The sequence below is a fragment of the Teichococcus coralli genome (assembly GCF_009829925.1).
Classification (GTDB): domain Bacteria; phylum Pseudomonadota; class Alphaproteobacteria; order Acetobacterales; family Acetobacteraceae; genus Pseudoroseomonas; species Pseudoroseomonas coralli.
In genome coordinates, this window is record NZ_SNVJ01000001.1 from 322,553 (window position 1) to 348,418 (window position 25,866).

The window sequence follows — 25,866 nt, forward strand, 5'->3', positions numbered from 1 at the left end:
TCCCTTCAGCGCGTCAGGCGGATGTCGAGGCCCTTGTAGAGGGCGACGCCGTAGATGCCGTGCGGGCGGACACCCTCCACGCGCGGGCCTGACACCACCCAGAGCGGCTGGCGGATCAGCGGCACCCAGGGATAGGATTCGGTGAGCTGCTGCTGCACCTTGCCGATTGCCTCGGCGCGCGCCGCAGGCTCCAGCGCCGTCTTGGCGTCGGAGATCAGCCGGTCGGTCTCCGGGTTGCTCCAGTTCATGCGGTTCGGTGTCGGCCGGTTGCCGCTCGGGAAGTAGAGCGAGAGCGCGTCCGTCGCCGAGGCATAGGGGTAGGACATGACAAAGGCGTCGAATTCCTGCGTCGCCAGCTTGCCCCAGGCCACCGTGGCATCCCAGAGCTGGATGCGCATCTCGATGCCGATGCGCCGCAGGTCGGCTTGCACCGCCTGCATCATGCCGTTGTTGTAGGTTTGCTGGATGCCGTAGAGCAGGAAGCTGGCGCGCTGCCCATCCTTCTCGCGGATGCCGTCGCTGCCCGGCTTCCAGCCGGCGTCATCCAGCAGCTTGCGCGCCTTGTCCGGGCTGTATTCCGGCATCTCCGAGGCCGCCTTGGCGCTGTAGTCCAGGGCATTCGGATTGATGTAGGAATCCGCGACCTGGCCTGCGTTGAACCAGACCGCCTTGTTGATGGCCGCCTTGTCCACGGCCATGTTGATGGCCTCGCGGATGACCGGGTCGTTCATCACGGGCTTGTCCACCTTGAAGCCCATGAAGTTGTCGTAGAAGTAGTTCGGCTGCTGCACCAGCTTCAGGTTCGGGATGCGCTTCAGCCCATCCAGCGCGAAATAGGGGATCCACTGCGTCACGTCGCCCTGGCCGGACTGGATGGCGGCCAGCCGCGTGTTGGCCTCGGGGATGACGCGCAGGCTGATGCGGTCCACCTGCGGCGAGGGGTTCTTGTAGATCGGCGGACCCCAGTTGTAGGCGGGATTCTTGGTCAGCACCATTTCCTGCCGCGGCGTCCAGCTTGCCCAGCAATAAGGGCCGACACCGTTGAAGCCCTGGACGCCGAAGTTGTCGCCAAGCTTCTCCACCGTCGCCTGATCGACCATGCCGGCGAAATACTGCGCGAGCTGGAGCAGCAACTCGCTGTAAGGCTCCTTCAGCTCGTACTCGACCGTGTGGTCATCGACCGCGCGCACCTCCTTCACCGGGCCGGCACGCCACTTCACCGGGCTGCGCGTCGCGGGGTCGATCCAGCGGTTGATGCTGTAGACGACATCCTTCGCGGTGAAAGGCTTGCCGTCGCAGAACTTCACGCCCTGCTTCAGCTTGAAGGTGTAGAGCTTGCCGTCCTCGCTCACCTTCCAGCTCTCGGCGAGGCCGGGGCGGATGGTCTTCTGGTCCCAATCCATCGAGACCAGCGTGTCGGTCAGCAGGAACAGCGCCTCGCCGGCCGCCGTGGCGGTGGTGCGGTGCGGGTCGTAGCGGTCGGCGTCGATCTCGCGCAGCACCACCAGCGTGCCCTTCGGCGCCATCTGCGCCGCGGCCTGGCCGGCGGGCAGCAGGCCCGCGAGCGAAAGCATGGTGCCGCCGAGCAGCGCGGCGGCGCGGCGGCGCCCCGTCTTGAGGAATCCAGACATCCTTGGCCCTTTCTCGTTCAGTTCAGACGCGAAGACGTGGGTCGAGGGCGTCGCGCAGCGCATCGCCCAGCAGGTTGAAGGTCAACACGACGACGAAGATCAGCACGCAGGGCAGCACCGCGACGTGCGGCGCGAAGAACAGGAAGGTGCGGCCCTCTGCCGCCATCGCGCCCAGCTCGGCCACCGGGGGCTGCGCGCCAAGCCCGAGGAAGGAGAGCGCGGAGCCCAGCAGGATCACCTGCCCGAAGCGCAGCGTGGCGAAGACGAACATCGGCGAAAGGCAGTTCGGCGCCACATGGCGCAGGATCAGCCGCGCATCGCTCATGCCGGTGGCGCGCGCCGCCTCGATATAGTCCTGCCGCATCACCACCAGTGCGCTGCCGCGCACGATGCGCGCCATCAACGGCACCGTGGCGATGGAGAGCGCCAGGATCACCGCCGGAATGCCCGGGCCGAAGATGGCGGCGATGGCGAGGCCGAACAGGATGGCGGGGAAGGAGAGCAGCACGTCCATCACCCGCATCAACAGCCCGTCGAGCCGCCGGTAGAAGGCGGCGGCGAAACCCACCAGCGCGCCGGCCGCGCCGCCGAGCAGCACCGAGGCGGCCCCCATCACCAGCGTCGCGCGCAGGCCGTAGAGCATGCGGGTGATCATGTCCCGCCCCTGCCCGTCGGCGCCCAGCGGCAGGCCGGGCGTGCCCGGCACGGCCATGGCGGTGGAAAGGTTGTTGTCGAAGGGATCGGTTGGCGCCAGCAGCGGGGCCAGCACCGCCGCCAGGACCAGCAGAACCGCCAGCACCAGCGAGATGGCCGCCACCGGCTCGCGCAGCAGCCGCTTCAGCGTGCCCGGCTGCCTCGGCACACTGGGCGCGACCGGCGTGGCGGCGGCCGCGGCGGTGGAATTGACGCCGGACATGCTCACGCCCCCCGCATGCGCGGGTCGAGCGCGACATACAGCACATCGACCGCCAGATTGACGAGAATGAAGCCCATGGAGAGCACGATGATGGTGCCTTGCGCCATCGGGAAGTCGGCGGAAAGGATCGCGCCCACGGCAAGTCGCCCGACGCCCGGCCAGGAGAACACGGTTTCCGTCACCACCGCCCCGCCGAGCAGAAAGCCGATCTGCAGGCCGATCAGCGTCACCACCGGGATCAGCGCGTTGCGCAGCGCATGGTGCAGCACCACGGCGCGCTCCGTCAGACCCTTGGCGCGGGCGGTGCGGACGTGCTCGGCCCCCAGCACCTCCAGCACGGCGGTGCGGGTCATGCGCGCCACCGGCGCGACGAACACGCCGCCCAGTGTCAGTGCCGGCAGGGCGATGGCCTGCCAGCCCTCGACGGTCCAGAGAGGGCCCCCGCGCCCGGTGAAGGGCAGCAGTTGCCACCGGAAGCCGACAAACCAGATCAGCATCAGCCCGAGAAAGAAGACCGGCACCGAGCCGCCCGCCACCGAGAGCGCGGTGATGGCGCGGTCCAGCACCGTTCCGCGGAAATAGGCCGCCACGGTGCCCAGGAGGATGCCGAGCGGAATGGCCCAGAAGAGCGAGGCGAACATCAGCTCCAGGGTCGGGCCAATGGTGCCGCCCAGCTCCTGCGTCACCGGCATGTTGTTGATGATGGAAACGCCGAGATCGCCATGCAGCAGGCGCCAGACATAGATGCCGAACTGGACATAGAGCGGCTGGTCGAGCCCCAGCTCGGTACGGATGGCGGCGATGACGTCGGCGGTGGCGGTCGGCCCGGCGCGCACCACGGCCGGGTCGGTGGGCACCACCTGCATCAGCAGGAAGCCGATCAGCAGCACGCCGAGCATCACGGGCAGCGTCGTCAGCAGGCGCTGCAGGACATGGCGAAGCATCGGGTCAGTCCGCGGCGCCGGCGAGCGCGGCCGCCTCGCCGTTGCGGTCGAAGAGCACGCGGCCGCCGCGAAGGGTGAGGTCCGCCCGCGTGGTCAGGATCTCCTCCGGCGCACTCGCGAAGATGTCGCGCGAGAGCACGGTGATATCGGCCTGCATGCCCGGCTCCAGCGTGCCACGCTCGCCCTCGGCGAACTGGCTGTGGGCACCACACCAGGTGTAGCAGTGCACCGCCTCCTCCACCGTCAAGGTCTCCTCGGGGCCGAGCACGGTACCCTTGGAGGTCTTGCGCGTGACCATGGTGTAGAGGTTCGGGAAGGGATCGACCGAGCAGACCGGGCTGTCGGTCGAGGCCGCCGGATGGTGGCCCTCATGCAGCCAGGTCCGCATGGGATAGGCCACCTCGGCGCGCGCGCGGCCGAGATTGGTGACGTAGAGGTCGCCGAACTCCCAGATGAAGGAAGGCTGCGGCACGGGGATGATGCCGTGCTTCAGCATCCGCGCGCGCTGGTCGCGGTTGAGGAAGCCGCAATGCTCGATGCGGTGGCGGCGGCCGGCGATCGGCGCATCCGGCGCGTCGGCCTTCTCCATGCCGGTGAGCACCTGCTCGATGGCGGCGTCGCCGATGGCGTGGATGTCGAGCTGCCAGCCCTGCCGGTGGTAGCGGGCGAGCATCTCGTACTGCGCTTCGTCCGGGAAGCAGAAGATTCCCGTGCCGCCGCCGGCGCTCTCCAGATAGGGGTCGAAGAAGGCGGCGGTCAGCCCGCCGGCGGAACCATCGGCGAAGGTCTTCACCGCGCCCCAGGCGAGCAGCGCCTCGGCGGTCGGGCCGGCCGCGACGTTCGGCCGCAGCCCCTCCTCCCAGGCCTGTGCCGCGATGCCCTCGGGATTGCCCGCCAGCACCTGCCACATGCGCTGCATCAGCCGGCCCTCGGCCTCCGCGCGGCGATAGGCGCCGATCTCGGCCATGCCCGCGCTCATGCCAACGTTCATGTCGGTGGCGGAGGCGAAGCCCAGCGCGGCAAGGTTGCGCCCGGCGGCCTCGATGGCGTCCACCATCTGCACCTCGGAGGGCGCGGGCACCTTGTCGCGCACCAGCCGCATGGCGCGTTCCTGGAACAGCCCCGTCAGCCTGCCGTTCTTGCGCTCGATGGCGCCGCCCTCGGGGTCCGGCGTGTTGTGGCCGACGCCGGCCAGCTTCATCGCGGCGCTATTGGCCACGCCGACATGCCCGCAGGTGCGGACCATGAAAACCGGATGGTCCGGCGCGGCGCGATCCAGCTCTTCGGCCAGCGGATGGCGGCGGATGTCCAGCTCGCCATGGTCGTAGCCCCGGCCCAGGATCCACTGCCCCTTCGGCGTGTTGCGCGCGGCGGCGGCGATGCGCTTCAGCACCTCGTCCAGCGAGCGCACCTCCTCGGCGCGCAGGTTCACCTGCGTGAGGGCGAGGCCATAGGGCAGCAGGTGCATATGCGCCTCGTTCAGCGCGGGCATCGCCACGCGCCCGCCGAGGTCGATGCGCCGCGTGCCGGCGCCGGCCTGCGAGGCCACCTCGTCCAGCGTGCCGACGGCGGCCACGCGGCCGCCCTTCACCGCCAGCGCCTCGGCGAAACCGCCCTTCAGGCCTCGGAAGATGCGGCCGCCGGTGATCAGCAGGTCGGCGCTCATGCGCGCCAATCCAGCCTGGAGCCCTCGATGAGCTGCAGCGCCGAACCCCAGGCCCACTCGCTGTGCGCCAACGAGCGCGCCGGGTCGCCGTTGAACTGCGCGGCGGTCTTCTGGCGTACCTCCTCAGGCGGGAAGACCAGCTCGGCGCCGCCCGACATGGCTGCCACCTGCGCCTGGCAGGCGCGCTCCAGGTAATAGATCAGGTTGAAGGCCTCGGGGATGCTGCGCCCGGCCACCAGCAGGCCGTGGTTGCGCAGGATCATCGCCTTGTGCTGGCCGAGATCGGCCACCAGCCGCTCCCGCTCGTCGAGGTCCAGCGCGACGCCCTCATAGCCGTGATAGGCGAGATGGCCGTAGAACTTCAGCGCGTGCTGGCTGATCGGCAGCAACCCGTCCTTCTGCGCGGACACCGCGATGCCGGCGGCGGTGTGGGTGTGCACCACGCACACCGCGTCCTCCCGCGCCATGTGCAGCGCGGAATGGATGGTGAAGCCCGCGGCGTTGACCTGCTTGGTCTCCGCGCCTTCCTCGACGATGTTGCCGTGGAGATCGATCTTCACCAGATCGCTGGCGCGCATCTGGTCGAAGAGCACGCCGTAGCGGTTGATGAGGAAGTGGTGCTCCGGACCCGGCACCCGCGCGCTGATGTGGGTGTAGATGAAGTCCGTCATGCGGAAATGCGCGACCAGGCGGTACAGCGCAGCGAGATCGCAGCGGACGCGCCATTCCTCCTCGGAACAGGTCATCCGGGTTGGCGGTGTGGCGACGTTCATCGGCCGGCTCCCTCAGCTCCGCCGGATGTCATCAGTGCGGAGGCAAACCGTCAATCATCTGTCACGCGTGAAATGGATGGCGCAGTCGGACGCTGCCCCGGAGCAAGGCAAAATCGCCTCGTCGCTGCACATGCCATGGGCCGGGTACGCGGCTTCCAGGCGCAGCCTGATTGCAGTGCGATACCTCCCGATCGCAGGGCGTTCCGGATGGCCCGACCTGCGGGCACTCTTCCGCCCACGCATCGCCAGAAAGGGGCACGCATCCCGGCTTGAGAAGGGTCCGGCCGCGCTGTCTCCCGCCGCAGCCCTCGGCGGGGCACGACGACGCCCACACCATCATGACCACTCCAGGCGCGCCACCGCGGCCGGGCTTGGCTTCAAGGCAAAAGACATGTCAGTCCGCGCCACCTTCGCGGAGGCCGGCTCCCCCGGGGCCGCGAACGGCACGGCCCGCGCCGGCGGTGCGAGCGTGGCGAGGCCGGGAAGCGGACGAGTCCTGGCGATCTCGCCAGCGCTTTCACGCTGGCCGGGGATCATCACGCCGCCTGTGCCGGCCTGATCCGGCGCAGTCCTGCCTGGCGTCGCCTCAGGCTGCCCGTGCCTGATCGTCCTCGACTGGCACGGCAGCGACGGCGCTCCAGCCGAGCCGCACCGGCAGGCCCTCGGCCGGTGCCAGCGCCGCGCCCCAGCTCGGAAGCGCGACGCGCAGCTCGCCCAGTTCCGCCGTCTCCACCGTGAGGCTGAAGCCGGCGCCAAGATAGGACCAGCCGGCGATGCGCCCGCTGACGCTGTTCTCCGCCTCGGCACCCTCGGGGAGCAGGGCGATCTTCTCCGGGCGCAGCGAAAGCAGCACCGGGCCGGCCGGCGCCGTGGCGACGCGCAGCCGGGTGCCGCCCGCACGCACCACCCCGCCGCCCTCGCCCACTCCTCGCAGGAAGTTCGATTTGCCCAGGAAGTCCGCCACGAAGCGGGTGCGCGGGTTCTCGTAAAGCTCCGAAGGCCGGCCCTGCTGCACCACGCGCCCGCGGTTCAGGATGGCGATGCGGTCGGAGAGGCTCAGCGCCTCCTCCTGGTCATGCGTGACGTTGACGAAGGTGCGGCCGATGCGCCGGTGCAGCGCCTTCAGCTCCTCCTGCAGCTCCGCGCGCAGCTTCTTGTCGAGCGCGGAGAGCGGTTCGTCGAGCAGCAGCAGCAACGGATCGAAGACCAGCGCGCGGGCTAGCGCCACGCGCTGCTGCTGGCCGCCGGAGAGCTGCGCCGGCCGCCGGTCCGCGAAGGCGGAGAGCTGCACCAGGTCGAGCGCCGCGCGCACCTTGGCCTGCTGCTCGGCGCGGCCCAGGCGGCGCACCCGCAGCGGAAACGCGACGTTCTCGGCCACCGTCATGTGCGGAAACAGCGCATAGCCCTGGAACACCATGCCGAATTCGCGCCGCTCGGGCGGCAGCGCGGTGATGTCCCGCCCATCCAGCGTCACGCTGCCGGTGCTGGGCTCGACGAAGCCGGCGATGATCATCAGCAGCGTCGTCTTGCCCGAACCGGAGGGGCCGAGCAGGGTCAGGAACTCGCCGCGCTCCACCGCCAGGTCAACCCCCTCCACCGCGGTGAATCCGCCATAGCGCTTGGCGATGCCCTGCAGGGCCAGGGCGTGGCCGGTCGCTCCGCTCAAGCGCCTTACTCCCGATAGTCCGGCTGCTCGCGGTCCATCTTCCGCCTCAGCGCCTGCCAGGGCAGCCAGCCCTTGCTGGGAGAGTCGGAGGACTGCGCACGCACCCGTTCCACCACCTCCGGCGCAGGCACCGAGAGCGGGGCGCCGCTGGACTGCGCCGAGACCTGGATACGGCAGGACTGCTCCAGGTAGTACATCCAGTAGAAGGCCTCGGCGACGGTGCGGCCGATGGTCAGCAGGCCATGGTTGCGCAGGATCAGGCAGGTCTTGTCGCCGAGGTCGCGCACGATGCGCTCCCGCTCGCCGAGATTGTCCTCCGCCGCCACGCCCTCATACTCGTGGATGGCCACGCGGCCATGCAGCTCCATGTTCATCTGGTTCAGCGGCAGCAGCCCGCCGGCTTGCGCGGCGACCGTCATGCCGGCCAGGGTGTGGGTGTGCATCACGCATTGCGCCCGCTGCACCGCGCGGTGCACCGCCGAATGGATGACGAAGCCCGCCGGGTTCACCGGCCAGCTCGTCCGCTGCAGCGGCTCGCCCTCGGCATCCACCACCACGAGGGAGGAGGCGGTGATCTCCTCGAACAGCAGCCCATAGGGATTGACGAGGAACCGGTGCCCCTCCCCCGGGATGCGCATGGAGAGGTGGGTATAGACGAGGTCCGTCATGCCGAAATGCGCCAGCAGGCGGTATGCGCAGGCGAGGTCCTCGCGCAGTTCGCGCTCGCCGGGCTGATGGTCCGGATCGGGGCGGCTGGGGGGCGGCGGAAGCGGCATCAGTAGCCTCGCTCGGGGTCGTAGAGGTTGGGCAGCGGGCGGCCGGCCTCGAAATCGGCGATGGCGGCGGCCACGTAGCGCGCACGTTCCGGCCGGCCCGGCAGGGACGCGACATGCGGCGTCACCGTCACCTTGGGGTGCGCCCAGAGCGGGCTCCCGGCTGCAAGCGGCTCCTGCTCGAACACGTCGAGCACCGCGCCGTCAAGCTGGCCGGAATCCAGCGCGGCGAGCAGGTCCGCCAGGACGACATGCGAGCCGCGGCCGGCATTCACCACCTGCGCTCCCCGCGGCAGCCGCGCCAGCAGCCGCGCGTCGATCAGCCCCGCCGTCTCGGGCGTCGAGGGCAGCAGGCAGACCAGAATATCGGTGCTGGCGAGGAAGTCATCCAGTTCCTCCGGCCCGGCGAAGCTGCGCACGCCCGGCATGTCCTTGCGCGAGCGCGACCAGCCCTGCACGGGGAAGCCGACGGCCTGCAGCATCGCCGCCGCCCGGCAGCCCAGATTGCCCAACCCCAGGATTCCGATCCGGCGCATGGCAGCCGAGCGGGTGGTGTCCCGGCCCAGCCACGCGCCTTCCGCCTGGGCCCGCGCGAAGGCCCTCGCCTCGCGCAACAGGGAAAGGCAGGCCCAGACGACATACTCGCCCATGCGCTGCTCCGTTCCCGCCCCGCCCATGCGGACCAGCGGCAGGTGGCGCGGCCAGGCCGGGTCGCAGGTGATATGGTCCACCCCGGCGCCGGAGGAGAACACCACCTTCAGCTTCGGCAGGCCGCGCAGCCATCCTGGCCTCGGCTCCCAGACGACCACATAGTCCACTGCCTCGGGCGCCACGGAGGGGTCCTCCCACCAGTGCACGCGGAAGCGCGGGTCCACCGCCTGGAAGGCCTCGCGCCACTCCGCCACCGCCGCCTCGCCACCGGACTTCACCAGAACTGTCGCCACCGCGCCGCCAATCCCCTGTCATTCTTCAAGCGCCGCGAAGCCTGCGCCGTGGCTCGTCTCGCGTCCAGGGGCCAGGCCGCCCCGGCACCACGCGATAACGGCCCGGCAAGGGTTGGGGAGCTACCGGTTTGATCACGCTGCGCAAGAGGCAGGCAGGCTCTTGTCACGGCACCGTCATGAGAGAAACTGCTCCCTTCCGCGCGCCATGGCCGAGGACCGAATGAACCCTTACGAGCGCCTCTTCGCCCCCGGCTTCAGCGCCGCTCCCTACTGGTGGGATGAGGCGGAGCCGGAGCCGCGCGAGACGCCGTTGCCGGACCATGCGGCCGTGGCCATCGTGGGGGGCGGATATGCCGGGCTCTCGGCGGCGCTCACCCTGGCGCGGATGGGCCATCGCCCCTTGGTGCTGGAAGCCGAGCGGATCGGCTGGGGCGCCTCCTCGCGCAACGGCGGCATGGTCTCCGGCGGGTTGAAGGTGGCAGGCAGCGCGCTGGAGCGCCGCTTCGGGGCCGAGCAGGCGCAGGCCATCGCGCAGGCGGCGGCCGCCAGCCTCCGCTTCCTGGAGGACCTGCTGCAGCGCGAGGAGATCTACTGCGAGTACATCCGCTGCGGCCGCTTCTCGCCGGCCTGGACGCCCCGCCACTACACGCAGATGTCGCTCCGGGCGCCCAGGCTCGCAGAGCTGACCGGGATGCCCGTGCGCATGGTGCCCCGCGCGGAGCAGCGCGAGATGCTGGGCAGCGACTACTATCACGGCGGCATGGCGGTGGCGGCCACCGGCAGCCTGCACCCCGGCAAGTTCGCGCGCGGCCTCGCCGAAGCGGCGGAACGCGCCGGCGCCGCGCTGGCGGACGGGGTGCGGGTGCAGGGCATCCGCCCCGAGGGCGCCGGCTTCCGCCTCGATACCGACAAGGGCGAGATCGCGGCCGATTGCGTGCTCGTCACCACCAACGGCTATACCCGCGGCGCGGAGGGCGGCGGCCCAATGCCGTGGCTGGCGCGGCGGCTGGTGCCGGTGGGCTCCTACATCATCGCCACCGAGGAACTGCCGGAGGAGACCATCGAGGAGCTGTTCCCCGGCCGCCGCATGATCAGCGACAGCCGGCGGGTGCTGAGCTACTTCCGCCCCTCGCCGGACGGCAGGCGGGTGCTCTGGGGCGGGCGGGCCAGCTTCGGCCCGACCACGCCGGAGGCCGCCGCTCCGGTGCTGCACGGCATGATGCGCAAGGTCTTCCCGCAGCTCAAGTCGGTGCGGCTGAGCCACGCCTGGACGGGGAACGTCGCCTTCACCTTCGACGGGCTGCCGCATATCGGCCACCAGGAGGGCATCTACTACGCGGCCGGTTGCCAGGGCTCCGGCGTGGCGATGGCGACCTGGCTCGGCCACAACGTCGCGCTGAAGATCGCCGGCGCCGCCAACGAGCCTTTCGCGCTGGACGGGCCGGACTTCCCCACCGTGCCGGGCTATGACGGCAGGCCGTGGTTCCTGCCGCTGGTGGGCGGCTGGTACCGGTTGCGGGACCGGATGGAGCGGCTGCGGGGCTAGCGAGGTCGGGGGAATTCCCTCCCCCGGGCCCCTTTCAGAAGATCAGGCTGTAGAACATCCGCAGCGCCGTGATCGCCAGGAACACGGCGAAGGCGCGCTTCAGCGCCAGCGGCGGGATGGTGTGCGCGAGATGCACGCCCCAGGGCGTCGCCAGGATCGAGCTGGGCACGATCAGCGCGAAGCCGATCAGGTTGATGAAGCCCACTGAGAAGGGCGGCAGCAGCGGATTGCCGTAGCCGCCCCAGATCAGGCCGATCGTCGCCGGGATGGAGATGATCAGCCCGAACACCGAGGAGGTGGCCACCGCCGCACGGATCGGCGTGCCGAACATGGAGAGGATGGGCACGCCCACCGTGCCGCCGCCGATGCCCATCATCGCCGAGATGCCGCCGATGAAGCCGCCGATGCTCCAGAGCTGCGGCCCGCGCGGGGTGATGTCGCGCAGTTTGAAGTCAACGCCGGTGAAGCCCATGTTCAGCGCCACCAGCAGGGCGATGGTGGCGAAGACCGCCGAGAGCGCCTGCCCGTGCAGCCAGATCGCCAGCACCGTGCCGATGGCGACCCCGATCACCATGGACGGCCAGATGGCGCGCAGCAGGCCGGTGTCGATGGCGCCGCGGGCATGGTGCTTGCGGGCCGAGACGATCGAGGTCGGGATGATGGTGGCGAGGCTGGTGCCCACCGCCAGCTTCATCTGCACCGCCTCAGGGATGCCGAGCAGCGGGAACACGTTGTAGAGCACCGGCACGATGACGATGCCGCCGCCCACGCCGAGAAGCCCGGCCAGGGTGCCGGAGAACAGGCCGGTGAGCGCCATCGCGACGGCGAGACCCGCGAGCCAGAGCGGGTCGGACATATGGTTCATGCGAAGAGGACCTTGGCGGCGGTGAAAGAGGGATGCAGCCTGTGCTTACACGCACCTCCTGGTCCCGTCAGCCCGTGCCCCTGCCTTCCAGCGACCTCCTGATCACCGATCCCCGCTTCTATGCCCTGGCCATCCCGGCGCTGCTGGTCACCGGCATCAGCAAGGGCGGCTTCGCCTCGGGGGGCGGCAACCTGGCCGTGCCGGCGATGGCGCTGCTGGTGCCCGCGCCGCAGGCGGCGGCCATCACCCTCCCCGTGCTCTGCCTGATGGACCTGGCCGGGCTGCGCGCCTGGTGGGGCCGCTGGAACCGGCACGAGATGGGCATCATCATCCCCGGTGGCATCCTCGGCATCCTGTTCGGCGCCCTCGCCTTCGGCGCCATGACCGACCGCATGACCAAGATGATGGTCGGCGTCATCACCCTGGCCTTCCTGGCCCGCTCGCTCTGGCTGGCGCGGCGCGGGGCGGCGGCGGAACCGGCGCGGCCGAGTCGCTGGCGCGGCGGCTTCTGGTCCGCCGTCTCCGGCTTCACCAGCACCATCGCCCATGCCGGCGGGCCGCCGCTGGCCGTCTATCTCTACCCCCTGCGGCTGGAGCGGGCCCAGCTCGCCGCCACCACCGTGGTGTTTTTCGGCACGGTGAACTACATCAAGCTCGTTCCCTATGCGGCGCTCGGCGAGTTCCGGCTCGCCAACCTGCTCACCAGCCTGGTGCTGCTGCCGCTGGCACCGATCGGCGTGCGGCTCGGGGTCTGGCTCCAGCGCCGCATCAGCGACAAGGTCTTCTACCGCTTGATCTACTCCCTTCTGGCGATCACCGGCGTGAAGCTGGTCTGGGACGGGCTGGGCCTGTGAGCGGCGCCGCCTCCCTTTCCGTCCCCCTGGCGGGCAGCGAAGGCCCGGTGCTCGGCGTGCTCGGCGGCATGGGTCCGCTGGCCAGCGCCCAGTTCATGCTGCGGCTGACTCTGCTGACCCCCGCCACGCGCGACCAGGACCACCTGCCCGCCGTGCTCTGGTCCGACCCCCGTGTGCCGGACCGCACGGCGGCGCGCCTCGCCGGCGGCGAGGACCCGCTGCCCTGGCTGGCGCGCGGCATCCTCGGGCTGGAGGCGGCGGGCTGCGGCGCCATCGCCATTCCCTGCAACACCGCCCATGGCTGGTACGAGGGCATGGCGACGGCGACGAACCTGCCGGTGCTGCACATCGTGGACGCGGCGGCGGAGGAACTGGCGCGCCAGGGCATCCCGAACGGCCGCATCGGCGTGATGGGCACCGCCGGCACGCTGGCCATGCGGCTCTACCAGGAGCGGCTGGAGGGGCGCGGCTACGCGTGCATCGTGCCGGACGAGGCCGAGATGGCCTCGCTCGTCTCGCCCGGCATCGCACTGGTGAAGGCCAACCGGGTGGCCGAGGCCTATCCGCCGTTGGCCGAGGCGGCGCGCAACCTCAGGGCACGCGGCGCGGCGGCGGTGGTGCTGGGCTGCACCGAGATCCCGCTCGGCATCCAGGCCGGCCCGCATGCGGAGATCGGCCTGCCGCTGATCGACACCATCGACGCGCTGGCCCTCGCCGCGCTGCGCTGGTCGGGGCACCTTCCGGCCTGAAGGCGAGGCGCCGCGCAGCCGGCTCAGGCGGGCAGCAGGGCGGGCGTGTCGGGCGCGCCCATGGCCTCAGCGGCCATGCGGGCGGTGTTGCCCGCCACGTCCCGCGCCGCGGGGTCGGCGCCGGCCGCCAGCAACTGCCGCACGAGTTCGACGCGGTTGAACATCGCAGCATACATCAGCGCGGTGCGGCCATCGGGGCCGCAGCCATCCACCGCCGCGCCATGCTTCAGCAGCAGCGCCACCACCTCGCCCGCGCCCTTGAAGGCCGCGGCGCCGAGCGGCGTCTGGCCACGGTCGTTGATGATGGTGGGGTCGGCGCCGTGCTCCAGCAGCACGCGCACCGCCCCGGCATGGCCGTGGTAGCCCGCCAGCATCACCAGCGTGTCACCCTTGTCGTTGCGCAGGTTGGGCGGCAGGCCCTGGCGCAGGAGGTCATCCAGCACCGCCGCGTCACCGGCGCGAGCGGCCTGGAAGACACGGCCCGCGAAGGCGATCAGCTCCTCGTCCATTTCCGGCGGGTTGCCTGGGCTGTCGTCCTGCATCGGCGGCTCTCCTGCTGAATCGTGAGTTCCTGCCCGGCCATATGGGGCGGTCGCGCCATACGCCCAGGCCTTGGCCGCGCCTCTGGACAAGCGTCCGCCATGGCGCGAGCCTGACTTCACTGTCGCCGCTTTCGGAGCATGCCGCCTTGCCTCGCCTGACGATGCCACGCCGGCCCTGGGTGGGCGTTCCCGCCTGCTGCCGCGAACTGGCCGGCCATTCCCAGCACGCCACCCCCTCCCGCTACATGGCCGCGCTCGCCGAGGGTGCCGCCGTGCGCCCGGTGCTGATCCCGCCGCTCGGCGAGGCGCTGGACGCCGAGGGCTATCTCGACCGGCTGGACGGGCTGCTGATCCCCGGCTCCCCTTCCAACCTGCGGCCCGACCTCTATGGCGGCCCTGCCGCGCCCGGAGGCGAGCTGGAGGACCCGGCGCGCGACGCCACCACCCTGCCGCTGATCCGCGCGGCGCTGGAGCGGGGCCTGCCGGTCTTCGCCATCTGCCGGGGATTGCAGGAGATGAACGTGGCGCTCGGCGGCACGCTGCACAGCCGCCTGCACCTGCTGCCCGGCCGCGAGGACCATCGCGGCCATGGCGAGACGCTGGCGGAGCGCTACCGCCCCCGCCACGACATCACCGCCGAAGGCCTGTTGCGGGCGGTGACGGAAAAGAAGGAGATCCGGGTGAATTCGGTGCACATGCAGGGGATCGATCGCGTCGCCGAGGGGCTGGTGGTGGAGGCGGTGGCGCCGGACGGCACGGTGGAGGCCGTCCGCCCCGCCGGCGCGCGCGGCTTCCAGCTCGCGGTGCAGTGGCATCCCGAGTGGCGCTTCGGCGAGGACCCCGCCAGCACCGCCCTGTTCCGCGCCTTCGGCGCCGCCTGCCAGGGAGTTGCCCCATGAGCTGGAAGGACCGGGCCGGCAGCCCCTTCGCCTGCGAGAAGCGCCCGGCCCTGGCCAGCAAGGGCATGGTGGTGACCAACCATCCCGTCGCCTCGGCGGCAGGGGCGGAGATGCTGCTGGCCGGCGGCAACGCCATCGATGCCGCCATCGCCGCGCTGTTCACCCTGACGGTGGTGGAGCCGATGATGGTCGGCCCGCTCGGTGGAGGCGTCGCGCATCTGCGCCTGGCGGACGGCCGGCACCTGGTGCTGGATGGGCTCTCCACCGCGCCCGCGGCGGCACGGCCGGACATGTACTGCACCCTCTCCGACACCCTGCCCGACTACCAGGAGACCGAAGGCCGCGAGAATGCGGTGGGCGTGCTGGCGATGGCCGTGCCGGGCGCGCTGGCCGGCTGGTGCAAGGCGCTGGCGGAACACGGCACCCTGCCGCTCGCGGAGGTGCTGCGCCCGGCGGTGCGCGCCGCCGCCGAGGGCTTCCGCGTCACCGCCTATCTCACCGGCGCCATCCAGGACGCCGCTGCCGACCTGGCGCGTGACCCCGGCCTCGCCGCCACCTTCCTGCCCGACGGCGGCCCGCCTGCCGTCGGCACGCTGCTGCGCCAGCCTGTGCTGGCCGAGTCGCTGCGGCTGATCGCCGAGCAGGGCCCAGCCGCGCTCTATGGCGGCGAGCTGGGCCGCGCCCTGGCGGCGCACATGGCCGCCACCGGCGGCCTGATCGGGACCGGAGACCTGGAAAGCTACGCCACCGTCGAGCGGGAGCCGGTGATCGGGCACTACCGGGGCTTCGAAGTGCTTGCGCCGCCGCCGCCCTCCTCCTCCGGCGTGCACATGACGCAGATGCTGAACCTGCTGGAGGGCTTCGACCTGGCGGCGCTTGGCTCCGGCAGCGCCGAGACGGTGCACCTGCTGGCCGAGGCGCTGAAGATGGCCTTCGCCGACCGCGCCGTGGCCACCGCCGACCCGGCCTTCATCAACGTTCCCGTGGAAAAGCTCACCAGCAAGGACTATGCCGCCGAGCGCCGCGCCCTGCTGCGGCGGGACGCGGCGCAGGACTGGGCGCCGGGCATCCCGCCGGCGGAGTCGGCCAACACCACGCATGTCACGGTGGCGGATTCGGCCGGCAACATCGTCGCCACGACGCAGACCATCAACAGCCTGTTCGGCGCCCGCTTCTCCATTCCCGGCACCGGGCTGATCGCCAACAACTACATGTTCAACTTCGACCCGCATCCGGGCAAGGCGCTCTCCGTCGCGCCGGGCAAGCGGGTCTTCACCTCGATGGCGCCGACCATCGTGCGCAAGGGCGGCAGGCCGGCCTTCGCGCTCGGCCTGCCGGGGGGCCTGCGCATCTTCGGCTCGGCCATGCAGGCGGTGATCAACCTGATCGACCATGGCATGGACCTGCAGGACGCCGTGGAAGCGCCGCGCATCTGGACCAACGGCCATACGCTGGAGCTTGAGCCGACCGTCGCGGCCGAGGTGGAGGCGAAGCTCGCCGCCCTCGGCCACCGCGTGCAGCGGGTGAAGCACATCGGCGGCGGCATGGGCGCCATCCGCTTCCATGATGACGGCATGCTGGAAGGCGCCGCCTGCTGGCGGGCCGACGGCACGCCGGTCGGAATGTCGGGCGGCCTGGCGCGGCCGGACGTGCGCTTCAATCCCGATCTTACCCGGCGCTAGAGCAGATCCCGTTCCGATGGCATCATCGGGACGGGTGAAGATGCTCATCAAAACAAACGGCTGGATCATTTCCCGTGAGCCGGAGCGAACGGAAGATGCTCCAGCGCCCTGCCCGCCGGGTTCGTGGATCCATCCACGAACGCAGCGGACCAGCAGGCCCCTGCAAGCAAAGCCGGTGCCCTGATCCTTCAGTCCGAAGGACGTCGCGATCCGGGCACCAGACGTACAAAAGGCCTGGAAGGTCACCCTTCCAGGCCTGAAACGCGCCGGTTGAGCCGTTCAGCTCAGGGGCATTCGCAGCCGTCGGTCGGGCCGGTCTCGCCGCGGACGACATGATGGTCAATCCATTCCGACACCAGCCGCCGTGCCTCGCTGACCGAGGATTCGGGGTGATGAATCCGGTAGAGAGCCGTGCAGGCACGGAAGGACGAGAGGTCGTCATTCCCCGTTTCACGCAGCTCCCGGTACGCGGTCACCACCGCTCGCTCGCAACGGCGTGTGATGTGGCTGAAATCATGGCCCATCAGCATCCTCCTGCAGTTGCGAGCGAGATGAGAATCGCTCGCAACTTGTCTGGCCGTTTTTATAGGCTCATCTGAACGACCGTTCAAGTTTCGTCTGCGTCAGCCACCCGCCGCGACCGCCTCGGCCAGCGCCTTGCCAACATCCGCGGTGCCGGCCTGCCCTCCCATGTCGCGCGTGCGCGGGCCGCCTTCCGCCAGCAGCTTCTCGATCGAACGGACGATGCAGTCGGCGGCTTCCTTTTCGCCGAGATGCTCCAGCATCATCGCGCCGGACCAGATCTGGCCGATCGGGTTGCAGATGTGCTTGCCGGCGATGTCCGGTGCGCTGCCATGCACCGGCTCGAACATCGACGGATGCGCCTTTTCCGGATTGATGTTGGCCGACGGCGCGATGCCGATCGAGCCTGCCACGGCCGGGCCAAGGTCGGAGAGGATGTCGCCGAACAGGTTGGAGCCCACCACCACGTCGAACCAGTCCGGGTGCTGCACGAAATGGGCGCAAAGGATGTCGATATGGAACTGATCGGTGGTGACACCTGGATAGTTTTTCGCCATTTCCGCGAAGCGCTCGTCCCAGTAAGGCATGGTGAAGGTGATGCCATTGGACTTTGTGGCGCTGGTCAGCTTCTTGCGTGGCCGCGTCTGCGCCAGCTCGAAGGCGTATTTCAACACGCGGTCCACGCCCTTCCGCGTGAACACGCTCTCCTGCATGACGAACTCGCGCTCGGTGCCGGCGAACATCTTGCCACCGGCGGAAGAGTATTCACCCTCGGTGTTCTCGCGCACCACATAGAAGTCGATTTCGGCCGGCGTGCGGTTGGCCAGCGGCGTCTTGGCGCCGGGCATCAGCTTGCAGGGCCGCAGGCTGATGTACTGGTCGAACTCGCGGCGGATCGGGATCAGCAAGCCCCAGAGGGAGACATGGTCCGGAACGCCGGGCCAGCCGACGGCGCCGAGGAACACGCTGTCGCTGTCGCGAAGCTGCTCGATGCCGTCCTCCGGCATCATGCGGCCGGTCTTCTGGTAGGTCTCGCAGGACCAGTCATAATGCGCCAGCTTCAGGTCGAAGCCGAAGCGACGCGCGGCGGCATCCAGCACCCGCAACCCTTCGGGAACGGTTTCCTTCCCGATGCCATCTCCTGGCACAACGGCGATCCGATAGGCGCGGGACATGCGGGATTTCCTCCAAGGCCGGTGAAGCCGCAGAGTGGCCTCACTCTCCCCTCTCGGCAACCGGCTGCCGACGGGCCGGCCCCCCTTGTGCCGGGCGGCCGGCCTGAGGTCAGTCCCGGCCCGCCGCGACGTCGCTGTACCGCCCCCCCCCGCGGGCACCTGCCAGCGGCGCCGGACGGCCGGCGGCGACATCATAGGCCACCGGCACCACCCCGCGGAGCTCCGCAGGAGGGGGCCGGCGCGGCTCATGGGGCATAGTCACCGTCACGCCGCAGCCGCCGTGGCCGAGCACGACCACGCCGATCGCCTGCGGCCGCGTGGCGAGCTGCTCGGCGACCGGAGCGCCTTGTCCAGCAGGGAGAAATCTGGCGCAGCAGCCGGATCGCCGCCTGGGAACGCACCGGACGGCATGGCGCACGCCTCTTGCTGCCTTTGGTTCGTGTTGGAGCGATGGCAGCCCTTGCCAGCTGGATGAACAACCCGCCGTAAGGGTTATTCCCGACGGGCGCGATCGCATGCGGCCACACAGGTCGCTGCTAGATCCATCCCCGCTTCCGGATCTCCTGCGCGACCCGCGCCGCCTCGTCCAGAGGCGTGCGCGGGAAGGATACGGGGGCGATGAAGGGGCACGCCTGCCCGGCGGCGTAGAGGCTGCGCCACAGCCGGCGGTGGCGTGTCGCGTCGGTCGTCTCGGCGACGCAAAGCGGCGCTGACGTGGCCATCGCCTCGCTGAGCATGGAAACCGAATCACCCGTCACCACCACGGCATCCGCCCAGGCCAGGAAGCCGGCATAGGGGTTTGGCCCCGCATCGCCCCAGCCGAAAAGGCGGTGCGGGACGCCCTGCAGCGCAGCCGCCACCGCTTCCCGCGCGCCGGCCCCGGTCCGGCGCGAGGTGCTGGCCAGCACGCTGCCACCGAAAGCGGCCGCCCGGCGGGCCAGCTCGCCGGCAGTCGCGGGCGCCATCCCCTCGCCCCGCACCTGGCCGCCCAGCAGCAAGGCGACGCGTGGGCTGGGCAGCGCGGCCAGTTCCGCCCATTCGGCGCGTGCCGCCGCCAGGCGCGCCGGGCTCATGCGGTGCGTGGCGCCGAGGATGGGCAGGATGTTGGCTGCGGGAGTTGGCGCATCATGCTGCCCGATCACCAGCAGGTCGAAGCCTCTGGCCACAGGTCCTGGCCGCATGGCATGCACCGCGCGGGCACCCCGCTGCCGCAGCCAGCGCGCCACCGGTGCGGAGCGCCGCCCGGCGGAGAGCACCAGTCTTGGCCAAGGCGGCGTGAACTGGGCGCGCGCCTCCGGCGTCAGGGCGGCCAGGGTCGGCCAGGGCCAGGGCAGGCGCGCCATTCCGCCCCAGGCGAGCGGCACGGTGCGGAACGGCACCTCCAGCCGCTCGGCGATGCCCAGCGCCTGCGCGGCGGTCCCGGCGCGCGGGTCAGCCAGCACCCACACCTCGCCTTCTTCCGTCATGGACGTGCCGCCCCGTGAGGGTTACGAACCGCCCCAAAAGGAGCTTCCGCCATGCCCTCGACGCACGCTTCCGACTGGGACCGCGACGCCGCACTGACCACCGCCCGCATCCTCCTGGAGATCAAGGCCGTCAACTTCCGGCCGGAGGAGCCTTACACCTTCACCTCGGGCTGGAAGAGCCCCGTCTACATCGACTGCCGCAAGATCATCTTCTTTCCGCGCGCCCGCAAGCGCATCTGCGAGCTCGCGGTTGAGAAGATCGGCCGCCATATCGGCTACGAGACCATCGAGGCGGTGGCCGGCGGCGAGACGGCGGGCATCCCCTATGCCGCCTGGATCGCCGACCGGATGATGGCGCCGATGTCCTACGTCCGGAAGAAGCCGAAGGGTTTCGGCCGCAACGCGCAGATCGAAGGCGACGTGCCCGAGGGCAAGCGCACCCTGCTGGTGGAGGACCTGACCACCGACGGCGGCAGCAAGATCCGCTTCGCCCAGGCCCTGCGCGACGCCGGCGCGATCTGCGACGACACCTTCGTGGTCTTTTACTACGGCGTCTTTCCCGGCGGGCAGGACAAGCTGAAGGCGATGAACCTGAACCTGCTTCACCTCGCCACCTGGTGGGACGTGCTGGAGGTCTGCCGCGAGCGCCCCTACTTCTCCGAGGCTGCTCTCAAGGAAGTGCGGAAGTTCCTGGAGGACCCGGTGAGCTGGAGCCGCGAGCGCGGCGGCGTCGGCAGCCTGGAGGAGGCCGAGCAGTACAAGGCCAGCGCCGGCTGAGGCGCGGCGGCGCCCGCCGCCACCCCGACGAGACGCACCGCGGCAAGGCGGCGCCTCCCCCGTGCAACGCACGGTGGGGGCGCCGCCTTCTTCGTGCTGAGTTCCCTCTTGATTGTAGCCTAGGCTACATGTTTCATGATGGGCAAGAGAAGGATGCCCGATGAACGACTGCTCCGTTGAAGCCGGCGCCGTTCGCGCCCGGACCACCGATCACCTGCCGCCCAGCCTGGCCGAGATCCACCAGAGCGTGGCGGTGCCGCGCAGCGGCCACTGGTTCCGCCGCCTGCTGGCCTTCGTCGGTCCGGGCTACCTCGTCGCGGTCGGCTACATGGACCCGGGCAACTGGGCGACCGCCATCGCCGGCGGCTCGGCCTTTGGCTACAAGCTGCTGGTCGTCGCGCTGCTTTCCTCGCTGATCGCCATGCTGCTGCAGGCGATCTGCGCGCGCATCGGCATCGCCACCGGGCGCGACCTGGCCCAGCTCTGCCGCGAGCGCTTCCACCCCGCCGCCGCCATCCCGCTCTGGATCCTGGCCGAGGCAGCCATCGTGGCGACCGACCTCGCCGAGGTGATCGGCACCGCCATCGCCCTGCAACTGCTGTTCGGCCTGCCGCTGCTGCAGGGGGTGGTGCTGACGGTGCTTGACGCCTTCCTGATCCTCTGGCTGCAGAACAAGGGCGTCCGCTGGCTGGAAGCCTTCGTCATCGGGCTGATCGCGCTGATCGCGGGCTGCTTCCTGGCGCAGGTGGTGCTGGCGCATCCGGACTGGGGCGACCTGCTGCGTGGCTACCTGCCTTCCGCCTCCATTGTCACCAACCCGACGGAGCTTTACCTGGCGCTCGGCATCCTTGGCGCCACGGTGATGCCGCACAACCTCTACCTGCACACGGCGCTGGTGCAGTCCCGCGCCACGCGCCCGGACGAGGCCAGCAAGCGCGAGGCGATCCGCTTCGCCAGCATCGACAGCAGCGTGGCGCTGGCGCTGGCGCTGCTGATCAACTCCGCCATCCTGATCACCGCCGCCGCGGCGTTCCATGTCCGCGGCGAAACCGAGGTGGCCGAGATCGGCCAGGCGCATGCGCTGCTGGCGCCGCTGCTCGGCGCGGCGGCGCCGATCCTCTTCGCCGTCTCCCTGCTGGCCTGCGGGCTGAACAGCACCGTCACCGCCACGATCGCCGGCCAGGTGGTGATGGAAGGCTTCATCCGGATGCGGCTGCGCCCGGTGGTGCGACGGCTGGTCACGCGCATGATCGCCGTGGTCCCCGCCGTGCTGGTCACCTGGTTCTACGGCGAAAGCGGCACCGCCGAGCTGCTGGTGTTCTCCCAGGTCATCCTTTCGCTGCAGCTGCCTTTCGCCGCGATTCCGCTGATGATCTTCGCCGGCGACCGCCGCCGCCTGGGCGCACTGGTGACGCCGGCCTGGCAGCTCGCCATCGGCTGGGCCGCGGCACTGCTGATCGTCGCACTGAACGTCTGGATGCTGGCAAGCGCCTTCTGAGCCCGGCCGGAGCGAGGAGGGGGGCCTTCAGCCCTCCTCCCGTTGGCTGATGCGGGCCACCGCGCCCTGCCAGAGGCAGAGCAGCGGCGTCACCACCAGCTCCATGCCCAGGCCGAACATCATTCCGACGTCCGGCGGCTCCACCACCACCAGCCCGAGCAGGCGGCCGACGCCCCCGGCGACAACGATGGCGGTGAGCAGCCGGAACCGCTCGCCCTGCTGGTCGATATCGCGCAGGGTGCTCCAGAAGCCGAGGCCGATGGCCAGCAGCAGGCCGGACAGGTACCGATAGTGGCTCTCCAGCGGCAGCGCGTCGAGCGGCGGCATGCCCTGGAGCATGGCCGGACCGATGAGCACGCCGGTCAGGCCGGCGCCCACCGGCACCACGCCTCCAGCCGCGACCGCCGCCCGCAGCAGCATCCTGTGTCCGTGCGGCGTCATCGGGCCTTGGCGTCCTGTTGCTGATTTCGCTATCGGTGAAAGCGGCGGCGCGGCCTGCGGTTGCCTGAAGCTTGAGGGGAGTTGCCGAATGGCCCGTGCCGTCCGCCGTGTTGCCCGTGGGCTGCTCCTCCTGCTCGCCACAAGCCTGCCCGGGGCGCCGCCGGCCCTGGCGCGCGACAGCCTGACCATCGGCCTCAGCCAGTATCCCGCGAACTTTCATCCCAACATCGAGAACATGGCCGCCAAGGCGTATATCGAAGGCTTCGCGCTGCGCCCGGTCACCGCCTACGACGCCGAATGGAAGCTCGCCTGCCTCGGCTGCGAGCGCCTGCCCAGCCTGGAGAACGGCGACGCCGTGCTGGAGCAGACGCCCGACGGCAAGGCAGGCATCCGCATCACCTGGCGCCTGCGCAAGGACTGGACCTGGGGCGACGGCACGCCCGTCACCGCCGAGGACATGCGCTTCGCCTGGGAGGCCGGCCGCGCCTTCGAGACCGGCTTCGGCCCGGCCGAGTTCTACCGCTCGGCCTACGAGTTCCTCAGCGACGATCCGCACAGCTTCACCCTGCGCTTCGACAAGGTGACCTTCGACTACGCCAGCCTCGGCCAGTTCCAGCCGCTGCCGGCGCGCATCGAGCGGCCGCGCTGGGAGGCCGGCCGCGCCAACTACCGCACCCGCTCCGCCTACGAGACGGAGACCACCAACCCCGCGCTGTGGAACGGCCCCTACCGCGTCGGCGCCGTGCAGCCTGGCGCGGGCGTGACGCTGGAGCGCAACGCGCACTGGTCCGGCCAGGCGCCAGCCTTCGACCGTATCCAGGTGCGCACGGTGGAGAACACCGCGGCGCTGGAGGCGCAGTTGCTCGCCGGGCAGCTCGACATGGTGGCGGGGGAGCTGGGCCTGCCGCTCGAACAGGCCATCGCCCTGCAACGCCGCACCGGCGACCGGTTCCGCTTCGACTTCGTGCCCGGCCTTACCTACGAGCACATCGACCTGATGCTCGACAACCCGGCCCTCGCCGACCGGCGCGTGCGGCAGGCGCTGCTGCTGGCCGCCGACCGCGCGCAGATCGTGGCGCGGCTCTATGAGGGGCGGCAGGAAGTGGCGGCGGGCGGCGTGCATCCGCGCGACGTCATGTACGACCCGGACACGCCGAAATATCCCTTCGACCCCGCCCGCGCCGCGAAGCTGCTGGACGAGGCCGGCTGGCGCACGGGAACGGACGGCATCCGGCGCAACGCCGCCGGCGAGAAGCTTTCGCTGGAGTTCATGACCACCGCCGGCAACCGCGCGCGCGAGCAGGTGCAGCAGATCCTGGCCGGCATGTGGCGCGCGGTGGGTGTCGAGGCGCGCATCCGCAACGAGCCGCCACGGGTTTTCTTCAGCGAGACGGTGAGCAAGCGCCGCTTCACCGGCCTGGCGATGTTCGCCTGGGTCAGCAGTCCGGAGAACGTGCCGCGCTCCACCTTCCATTCGGAGGAGATCCCGCGCGCGGAGCGCAACTGGTCCGGTCAGAACTACACGGGCTACAGCAATGCCGAGGTGGACCGGCTGATCGAGCAGATCCCCGTCACGCTGGACGCGGCGAAGCGCAGGCCGCTCTGGTTCGAGCTGCAGCGCCGCATCGCCGAGGACCTGCCGGTGCTGCCGCTCTGGCACCGTTCGGACGCATATGTCGGGCCGCGCTGGCTGGAGGGCGTGACGCCCACCGGCCACCAGAACTACTCCTCGCTCTGGGTGACGGAATGGCGGGCGCCCTGAGGTCACGATGCTGAGGCCCCGATGCTGAGATTGGCCGCCCTGCGGCTGCCGCAGATCGCGCTGACCCTGGCGCTGCTCTCGCTGGCCGCCTGGTTCGCGATCGGGCTGATGCCGGGCGATCCGGTCTCGCTCGCACTCTTCTCCGACCCGCGCCTGACGCCGGAGGACATCGCGCGCCTGCGCGCCCTGCACAGCCTCGACCAACCCATGCTGGAGCGCTACCTCGCCTGGGCCGGTGGCGTGCTGCGCGGCGAGTTCGGCTATTCCCGCCTCTTCGCCCAGCCGGTGCCGGCGGTGCTCTGGCCGGCGCTGCGCTCGACACTGGTGCTGGTCGGCGCGGCGGTGGCGCTGGCGGCGGCGGCCGGCGTCGCGCTCGGTGGGCTGGCGGCGCTGCGGCCGCGCGCGGCACCGCTGGTGGATGCCGCCACGCTTCTGGCCCAGGCGGTGCCCTCCTTCTGGCTGGGCATCCTGCTGATCATCCTTTTCGCCGTGCGGCTGGGCTGGCTGCCGGCGGGCGGCGCGCCGGAGCCGGGCGGCTCCGTCCTGCCCTTCCTGGTACTGCCGGTGGCCACCATCGCCTTCGGCCAGATGGCCGCCTATGCCCGCCACGCCGCCGCCGCCCTCACCGCCGAGCTGGCGCGGCCGCACATCACCAGCGCCCGCGCGCGCGGCGGCTCCGAGGCGCGGGTGCTCTGGCGCCATGCCCTGCCCAATGCCGCCGTGCCGCTGCTGACCCTGCTGGCGCTGGATGCCGGCGGCCTGGTCTCCGGCGCGCTGGTGACGGAGACGGTCTTCGCCCGCCCCGGCATGGGCAAGCTGCTCTACGACGCCGTCATGGGCAACGACTACAACCTGGCCCTGCTGGCGCTACTGCTGGTGGCCCTGGTGACCATGCTGGCCACCCTCGCCGCCGACCTCGCCCAGCGCTGGCTCGATCCGCGGCTCGACGCATGATGACTCGGCTGCGCCTCGGCCTGCTGCTGCTGGCCCTGCTGGCCCTGGCCGCGCTGATCGCACCCCTCGCCGCCGGCTGGATCGGCAAGGACCCCTTCGCCCCCGACCTCTTCGCCCGCTACGCCCCGCCCTCGCCCGACCATCCGCTCGGCGCCGACGAGCTGGGGCGGGACCTCCTCACCCGCCTGCTCTATGGCGCGCGCATCTCGCTCGGCGTCGGCCTGGCGACGGCGCTCGCCGCCTCGGTCCTCGGCACCGCCCTCGGCGTCCTGGCAGCCTGGCGCGGCGGCTGGGTGGATACGGTGCTGATGCGCCTCGCCGACGGGCTGCTCGCCTTGCCCGCCCTGCCCATCCTGGTGCTGCTCGCCGCCATGGACCCCGCCCGGCTCGGCCTGCCGCGCGGCGAGGCGGTGACCGACATGCTGCGCATCGTCACCATCCTGGTTCTGTTCGGCTGGGTGGGCGTCGCGCGGCTGACGCGGGCGGGGGCGCTTACCATCCTGGCCAGCGACTACGTGCGCGCAGCGCGGGCGCTCGGCGTCACGGAGGCGCGGCTTTTGTGGCGCCACGTATTGCCCGGGCTGGTGGCCCCGGTGGCGGTGGCCTCGGCGCTGGCGGTGGCCGGCGCCATCCTGGCCGAGAGCGTGCTGAGCTTCCTCGGCCTCGGCATCCAGCCGCCCACCCCTTCCTGGGGCAACATGCTGGCCAACGCGCAGGAGGCGGTCTTCGCCGCGCCGCTGGCCGCCCTCTGGCCAGGGCTGGCCATCCTGCTCGCCATCGCCGGCTGCAGCCTGGTGGCGGACGGCCTTTCCCGCCCCTGA

General features: G+C 70.8%; 24 protein-coding genes. 10 read left to right on the forward strand and 14 right to left on the reverse strand.

Annotated features, from left to right (window positions below; translation table 11 throughout):
* Nucleotides 1–5: 5 nt before the first annotated feature.
* The 8 genes from E0493_RS01525 to E0493_RS01560 all read right to left on the reverse strand — a co-directional run bounded on the left by E0493_RS01525 (nt 6) and on the right by E0493_RS01560 (nt 9,313).
* The gene (locus tag E0493_RS01525; RefSeq protein ID WP_160935138.1) at nt 6–1,631 is read right to left on the reverse strand and encodes an ABC transporter substrate-binding protein; all 1,626 of its coding nucleotides are present in this window, start codon (nt 1,629–1,631) and stop codon (nt 6–8) included.
* A gap of 22 nt (nt 1,632–1,653) precedes the next feature.
* A complete protein-coding gene (locus E0493_RS01530) occupies nt 1,654–2,547 on the reverse strand; it encodes an ABC transporter permease (RefSeq protein ID WP_160935139.1) in 894 nt (297 codons plus the stop codon).
* A 2-nt stretch (nt 2,548–2,549) separates the two neighbouring features.
* Complete coding sequence (locus tag E0493_RS01535) at nt 2,550–3,491, reverse strand: ABC transporter permease (RefSeq protein WP_160935140.1); 942 nt, start codon at nt 3,489–3,491, stop codon at nt 2,550–2,552.
* A 4-nt stretch (nt 3,492–3,495) separates the two neighbouring features.
* Nucleotides 3,496–5,157 carry an amidohydrolase gene (locus tag E0493_RS01540; RefSeq protein WP_160935141.1) on the reverse strand — a complete coding sequence of 554 codons (1,662 nt, stop codon included), beginning with the start codon at nt 5,155–5,157 and terminating at the stop codon, nt 3,496–3,498.
* Nucleotides 5,154–5,930 (reverse strand): class II aldolase/adducin family protein, encoded by a 777-nt coding sequence (locus E0493_RS01545; RefSeq protein WP_160935142.1) that lies wholly within the window; start codon nt 5,928–5,930, stop codon nt 5,154–5,156. The genes E0493_RS01540 and E0493_RS01545 overlap by 4 nt, the downstream gene beginning before the upstream one ends.
* Nucleotides 5,931–6,516: 586 nt before the next feature.
* Nucleotides 6,517–7,596, reverse strand: a complete 1,080-nt coding sequence (locus E0493_RS01550) for an ABC transporter ATP-binding protein (protein ID WP_160935143.1) — start codon at nt 7,594–7,596, stop codon at nt 6,517–6,519.
* Between the two features lie 5 nt (nt 7,597–7,601).
* Entirely contained in the window at nt 7,602–8,372 is a 771-nt protein-coding gene (locus E0493_RS01555) for a class II aldolase/adducin family protein (protein ID WP_160935144.1), read from the reverse strand.
* Complete coding sequence (locus E0493_RS01560; RefSeq protein ID WP_160935145.1) at nt 8,372–9,313, reverse strand: 2-hydroxyacid dehydrogenase; 942 nt, start codon at nt 9,311–9,313, stop codon at nt 8,372–8,374. Before E0493_RS01560 ends, E0493_RS01555 begins: the two co-directional genes overlap by 1 nt.
* Nucleotides 9,314–9,533: 220 nt before the next feature.
* Here E0493_RS01560 and E0493_RS01565 point away from each other — a divergent pair, with 220 nt between their 5' ends.
* On the forward strand, nt 9,534–10,859 hold the full coding sequence (locus tag E0493_RS01565) for an NAD(P)/FAD-dependent oxidoreductase (RefSeq protein ID WP_160935146.1): 1,326 nt from the start codon (nt 9,534–9,536) through the stop codon (nt 10,857–10,859).
* A 34-nt stretch (nt 10,860–10,893) separates the two neighbouring features.
* Here the strand turns inward: E0493_RS01565 and E0493_RS01570 are convergent, their stop codons facing one another.
* The gene (locus E0493_RS01570) at nt 10,894–11,724 is read right to left on the reverse strand and encodes a sulfite exporter TauE/SafE family protein (protein ID WP_160935147.1); all 831 of its coding nucleotides are present in this window, start codon (nt 11,722–11,724) and stop codon (nt 10,894–10,896) included.
* A gap of 41 nt (nt 11,725–11,765) precedes the next feature.
* Here E0493_RS01570 and E0493_RS01575 point away from each other — a divergent pair, with 41 nt between their 5' ends.
* Nucleotides 11,766–12,578 (forward strand): sulfite exporter TauE/SafE family protein, encoded by an 813-nt coding sequence (locus tag E0493_RS01575; protein ID WP_367614433.1) that lies wholly within the window; start codon nt 11,766–11,768, stop codon nt 12,576–12,578.
* Nucleotides 12,575–13,327 (forward strand): cysteate racemase, encoded by a 753-nt coding sequence (gene cuyB, locus E0493_RS01580; protein WP_367614434.1) that lies wholly within the window; start codon nt 12,575–12,577, stop codon nt 13,325–13,327. Before E0493_RS01575 ends, cuyB begins: the two co-directional genes overlap by 4 nt.
* A 23-nt stretch (nt 13,328–13,350) precedes the next feature.
* Here the strand turns inward: cuyB and E0493_RS01585 are convergent, their stop codons facing one another.
* The gene (locus tag E0493_RS01585; protein ID WP_160935149.1) at nt 13,351–13,869 is read right to left on the reverse strand and encodes an ankyrin repeat domain-containing protein; all 519 of its coding nucleotides are present in this window, start codon (nt 13,867–13,869) and stop codon (nt 13,351–13,353) included.
* A 146-nt stretch (nt 13,870–14,015) separates the two neighbouring features.
* On the opposite strand from E0493_RS01585, the gene E0493_RS01590 reads away from it, so the two are divergent.
* Nucleotides 14,016–14,768 (forward strand): gamma-glutamyl-gamma-aminobutyrate hydrolase family protein, encoded by a 753-nt coding sequence (locus E0493_RS01590; RefSeq protein WP_367614435.1) that lies wholly within the window; start codon nt 14,016–14,018, stop codon nt 14,766–14,768.
* The gene (gene ggt, locus E0493_RS01595; protein ID WP_160935150.1) at nt 14,765–16,450 is read left to right on the forward strand and encodes a gamma-glutamyltransferase; all 1,686 of its coding nucleotides are present in this window, start codon (nt 14,765–14,767) and stop codon (nt 16,448–16,450) included. The genes E0493_RS01590 and ggt overlap by 4 nt, the downstream gene beginning before the upstream one ends.
* A gap of 284 nt (nt 16,451–16,734) precedes the next feature.
* Here ggt and E0493_RS01600 read toward each other — a convergent pair whose 3' ends face one another.
* The 3 genes from E0493_RS01600 to E0493_RS01610 all read right to left on the reverse strand — a co-directional run bounded on the left by E0493_RS01600 (nt 16,735) and on the right by E0493_RS01610 (nt 19,613).
* A complete protein-coding gene (locus E0493_RS01600) occupies nt 16,735–16,974 on the reverse strand; it encodes a hypothetical protein (RefSeq protein WP_160935151.1) in 240 nt (79 codons plus the stop codon).
* 99 nt (nt 16,975–17,073) lie between these two features.
* On the reverse strand, nt 17,074–18,147 hold the full coding sequence (locus tag E0493_RS01605) for a tartrate dehydrogenase (protein ID WP_160935152.1): 1,074 nt from the start codon (nt 18,145–18,147) through the stop codon (nt 17,074–17,076).
* 536 nt (nt 18,148–18,683) lie between these two features.
* Nucleotides 18,684–19,613, reverse strand: coding sequence for a mitochondrial fission ELM1 family protein (locus E0493_RS01610; RefSeq protein ID WP_160935153.1), 930 nt, complete (start codon nt 19,611–19,613; stop codon nt 18,684–18,686).
* 51 nt (nt 19,614–19,664) lie between these two features.
* Here E0493_RS01610 and E0493_RS01615 point away from each other — a divergent pair, with 51 nt between their 5' ends.
* Both E0493_RS01615 and E0493_RS01620 read left to right on the forward strand, forming a co-directional pair.
* On the forward strand, nt 19,665–20,390 hold the full coding sequence (locus tag E0493_RS01615; protein ID WP_160935154.1) for an orotate phosphoribosyltransferase: 726 nt from the start codon (nt 19,665–19,667) through the stop codon (nt 20,388–20,390).
* Between the two features lie 160 nt (nt 20,391–20,550).
* Nucleotides 20,551–21,888 carry an Nramp family divalent metal transporter gene (locus tag E0493_RS01620; protein WP_160935155.1) on the forward strand — a complete coding sequence of 446 codons (1,338 nt, stop codon included), beginning with the start codon at nt 20,551–20,553 and terminating at the stop codon, nt 21,886–21,888.
* 27 nt (nt 21,889–21,915) lie between these two features.
* Here E0493_RS01620 and E0493_RS01625 read toward each other — a convergent pair whose 3' ends face one another.
* On the reverse strand, nt 21,916–22,329 hold the full coding sequence (locus E0493_RS01625) for a DUF4345 domain-containing protein (RefSeq protein ID WP_160935156.1): 414 nt from the start codon (nt 22,327–22,329) through the stop codon (nt 21,916–21,918).
* 88 nt (nt 22,330–22,417) lie between these two features.
* Between E0493_RS01625 and E0493_RS01630 the strand changes: the two genes are divergently transcribed.
* From E0493_RS01630 to E0493_RS01640, 3 genes are read left to right on the forward strand one after another with little or no spacing between them, the layout of a single operon-like run.
* Entirely contained in the window at nt 22,418–24,091 is a 1,674-nt protein-coding gene (locus E0493_RS01630; protein WP_160935157.1) for a peptide ABC transporter substrate-binding protein, read from the forward strand.
* Nucleotides 24,092–24,112: 21 nt separating this feature from the next.
* On the forward strand, nt 24,113–25,045 hold the full coding sequence (locus E0493_RS01635; RefSeq protein WP_160935158.1) for an ABC transporter permease: 933 nt from the start codon (nt 24,113–24,115) through the stop codon (nt 25,043–25,045).
* Complete coding sequence (locus E0493_RS01640; RefSeq protein ID WP_235913522.1) at nt 25,042–25,866, forward strand: ABC transporter permease; 825 nt, start codon at nt 25,042–25,044, stop codon at nt 25,864–25,866. The genes E0493_RS01635 and E0493_RS01640 overlap by 4 nt, the downstream gene beginning before the upstream one ends.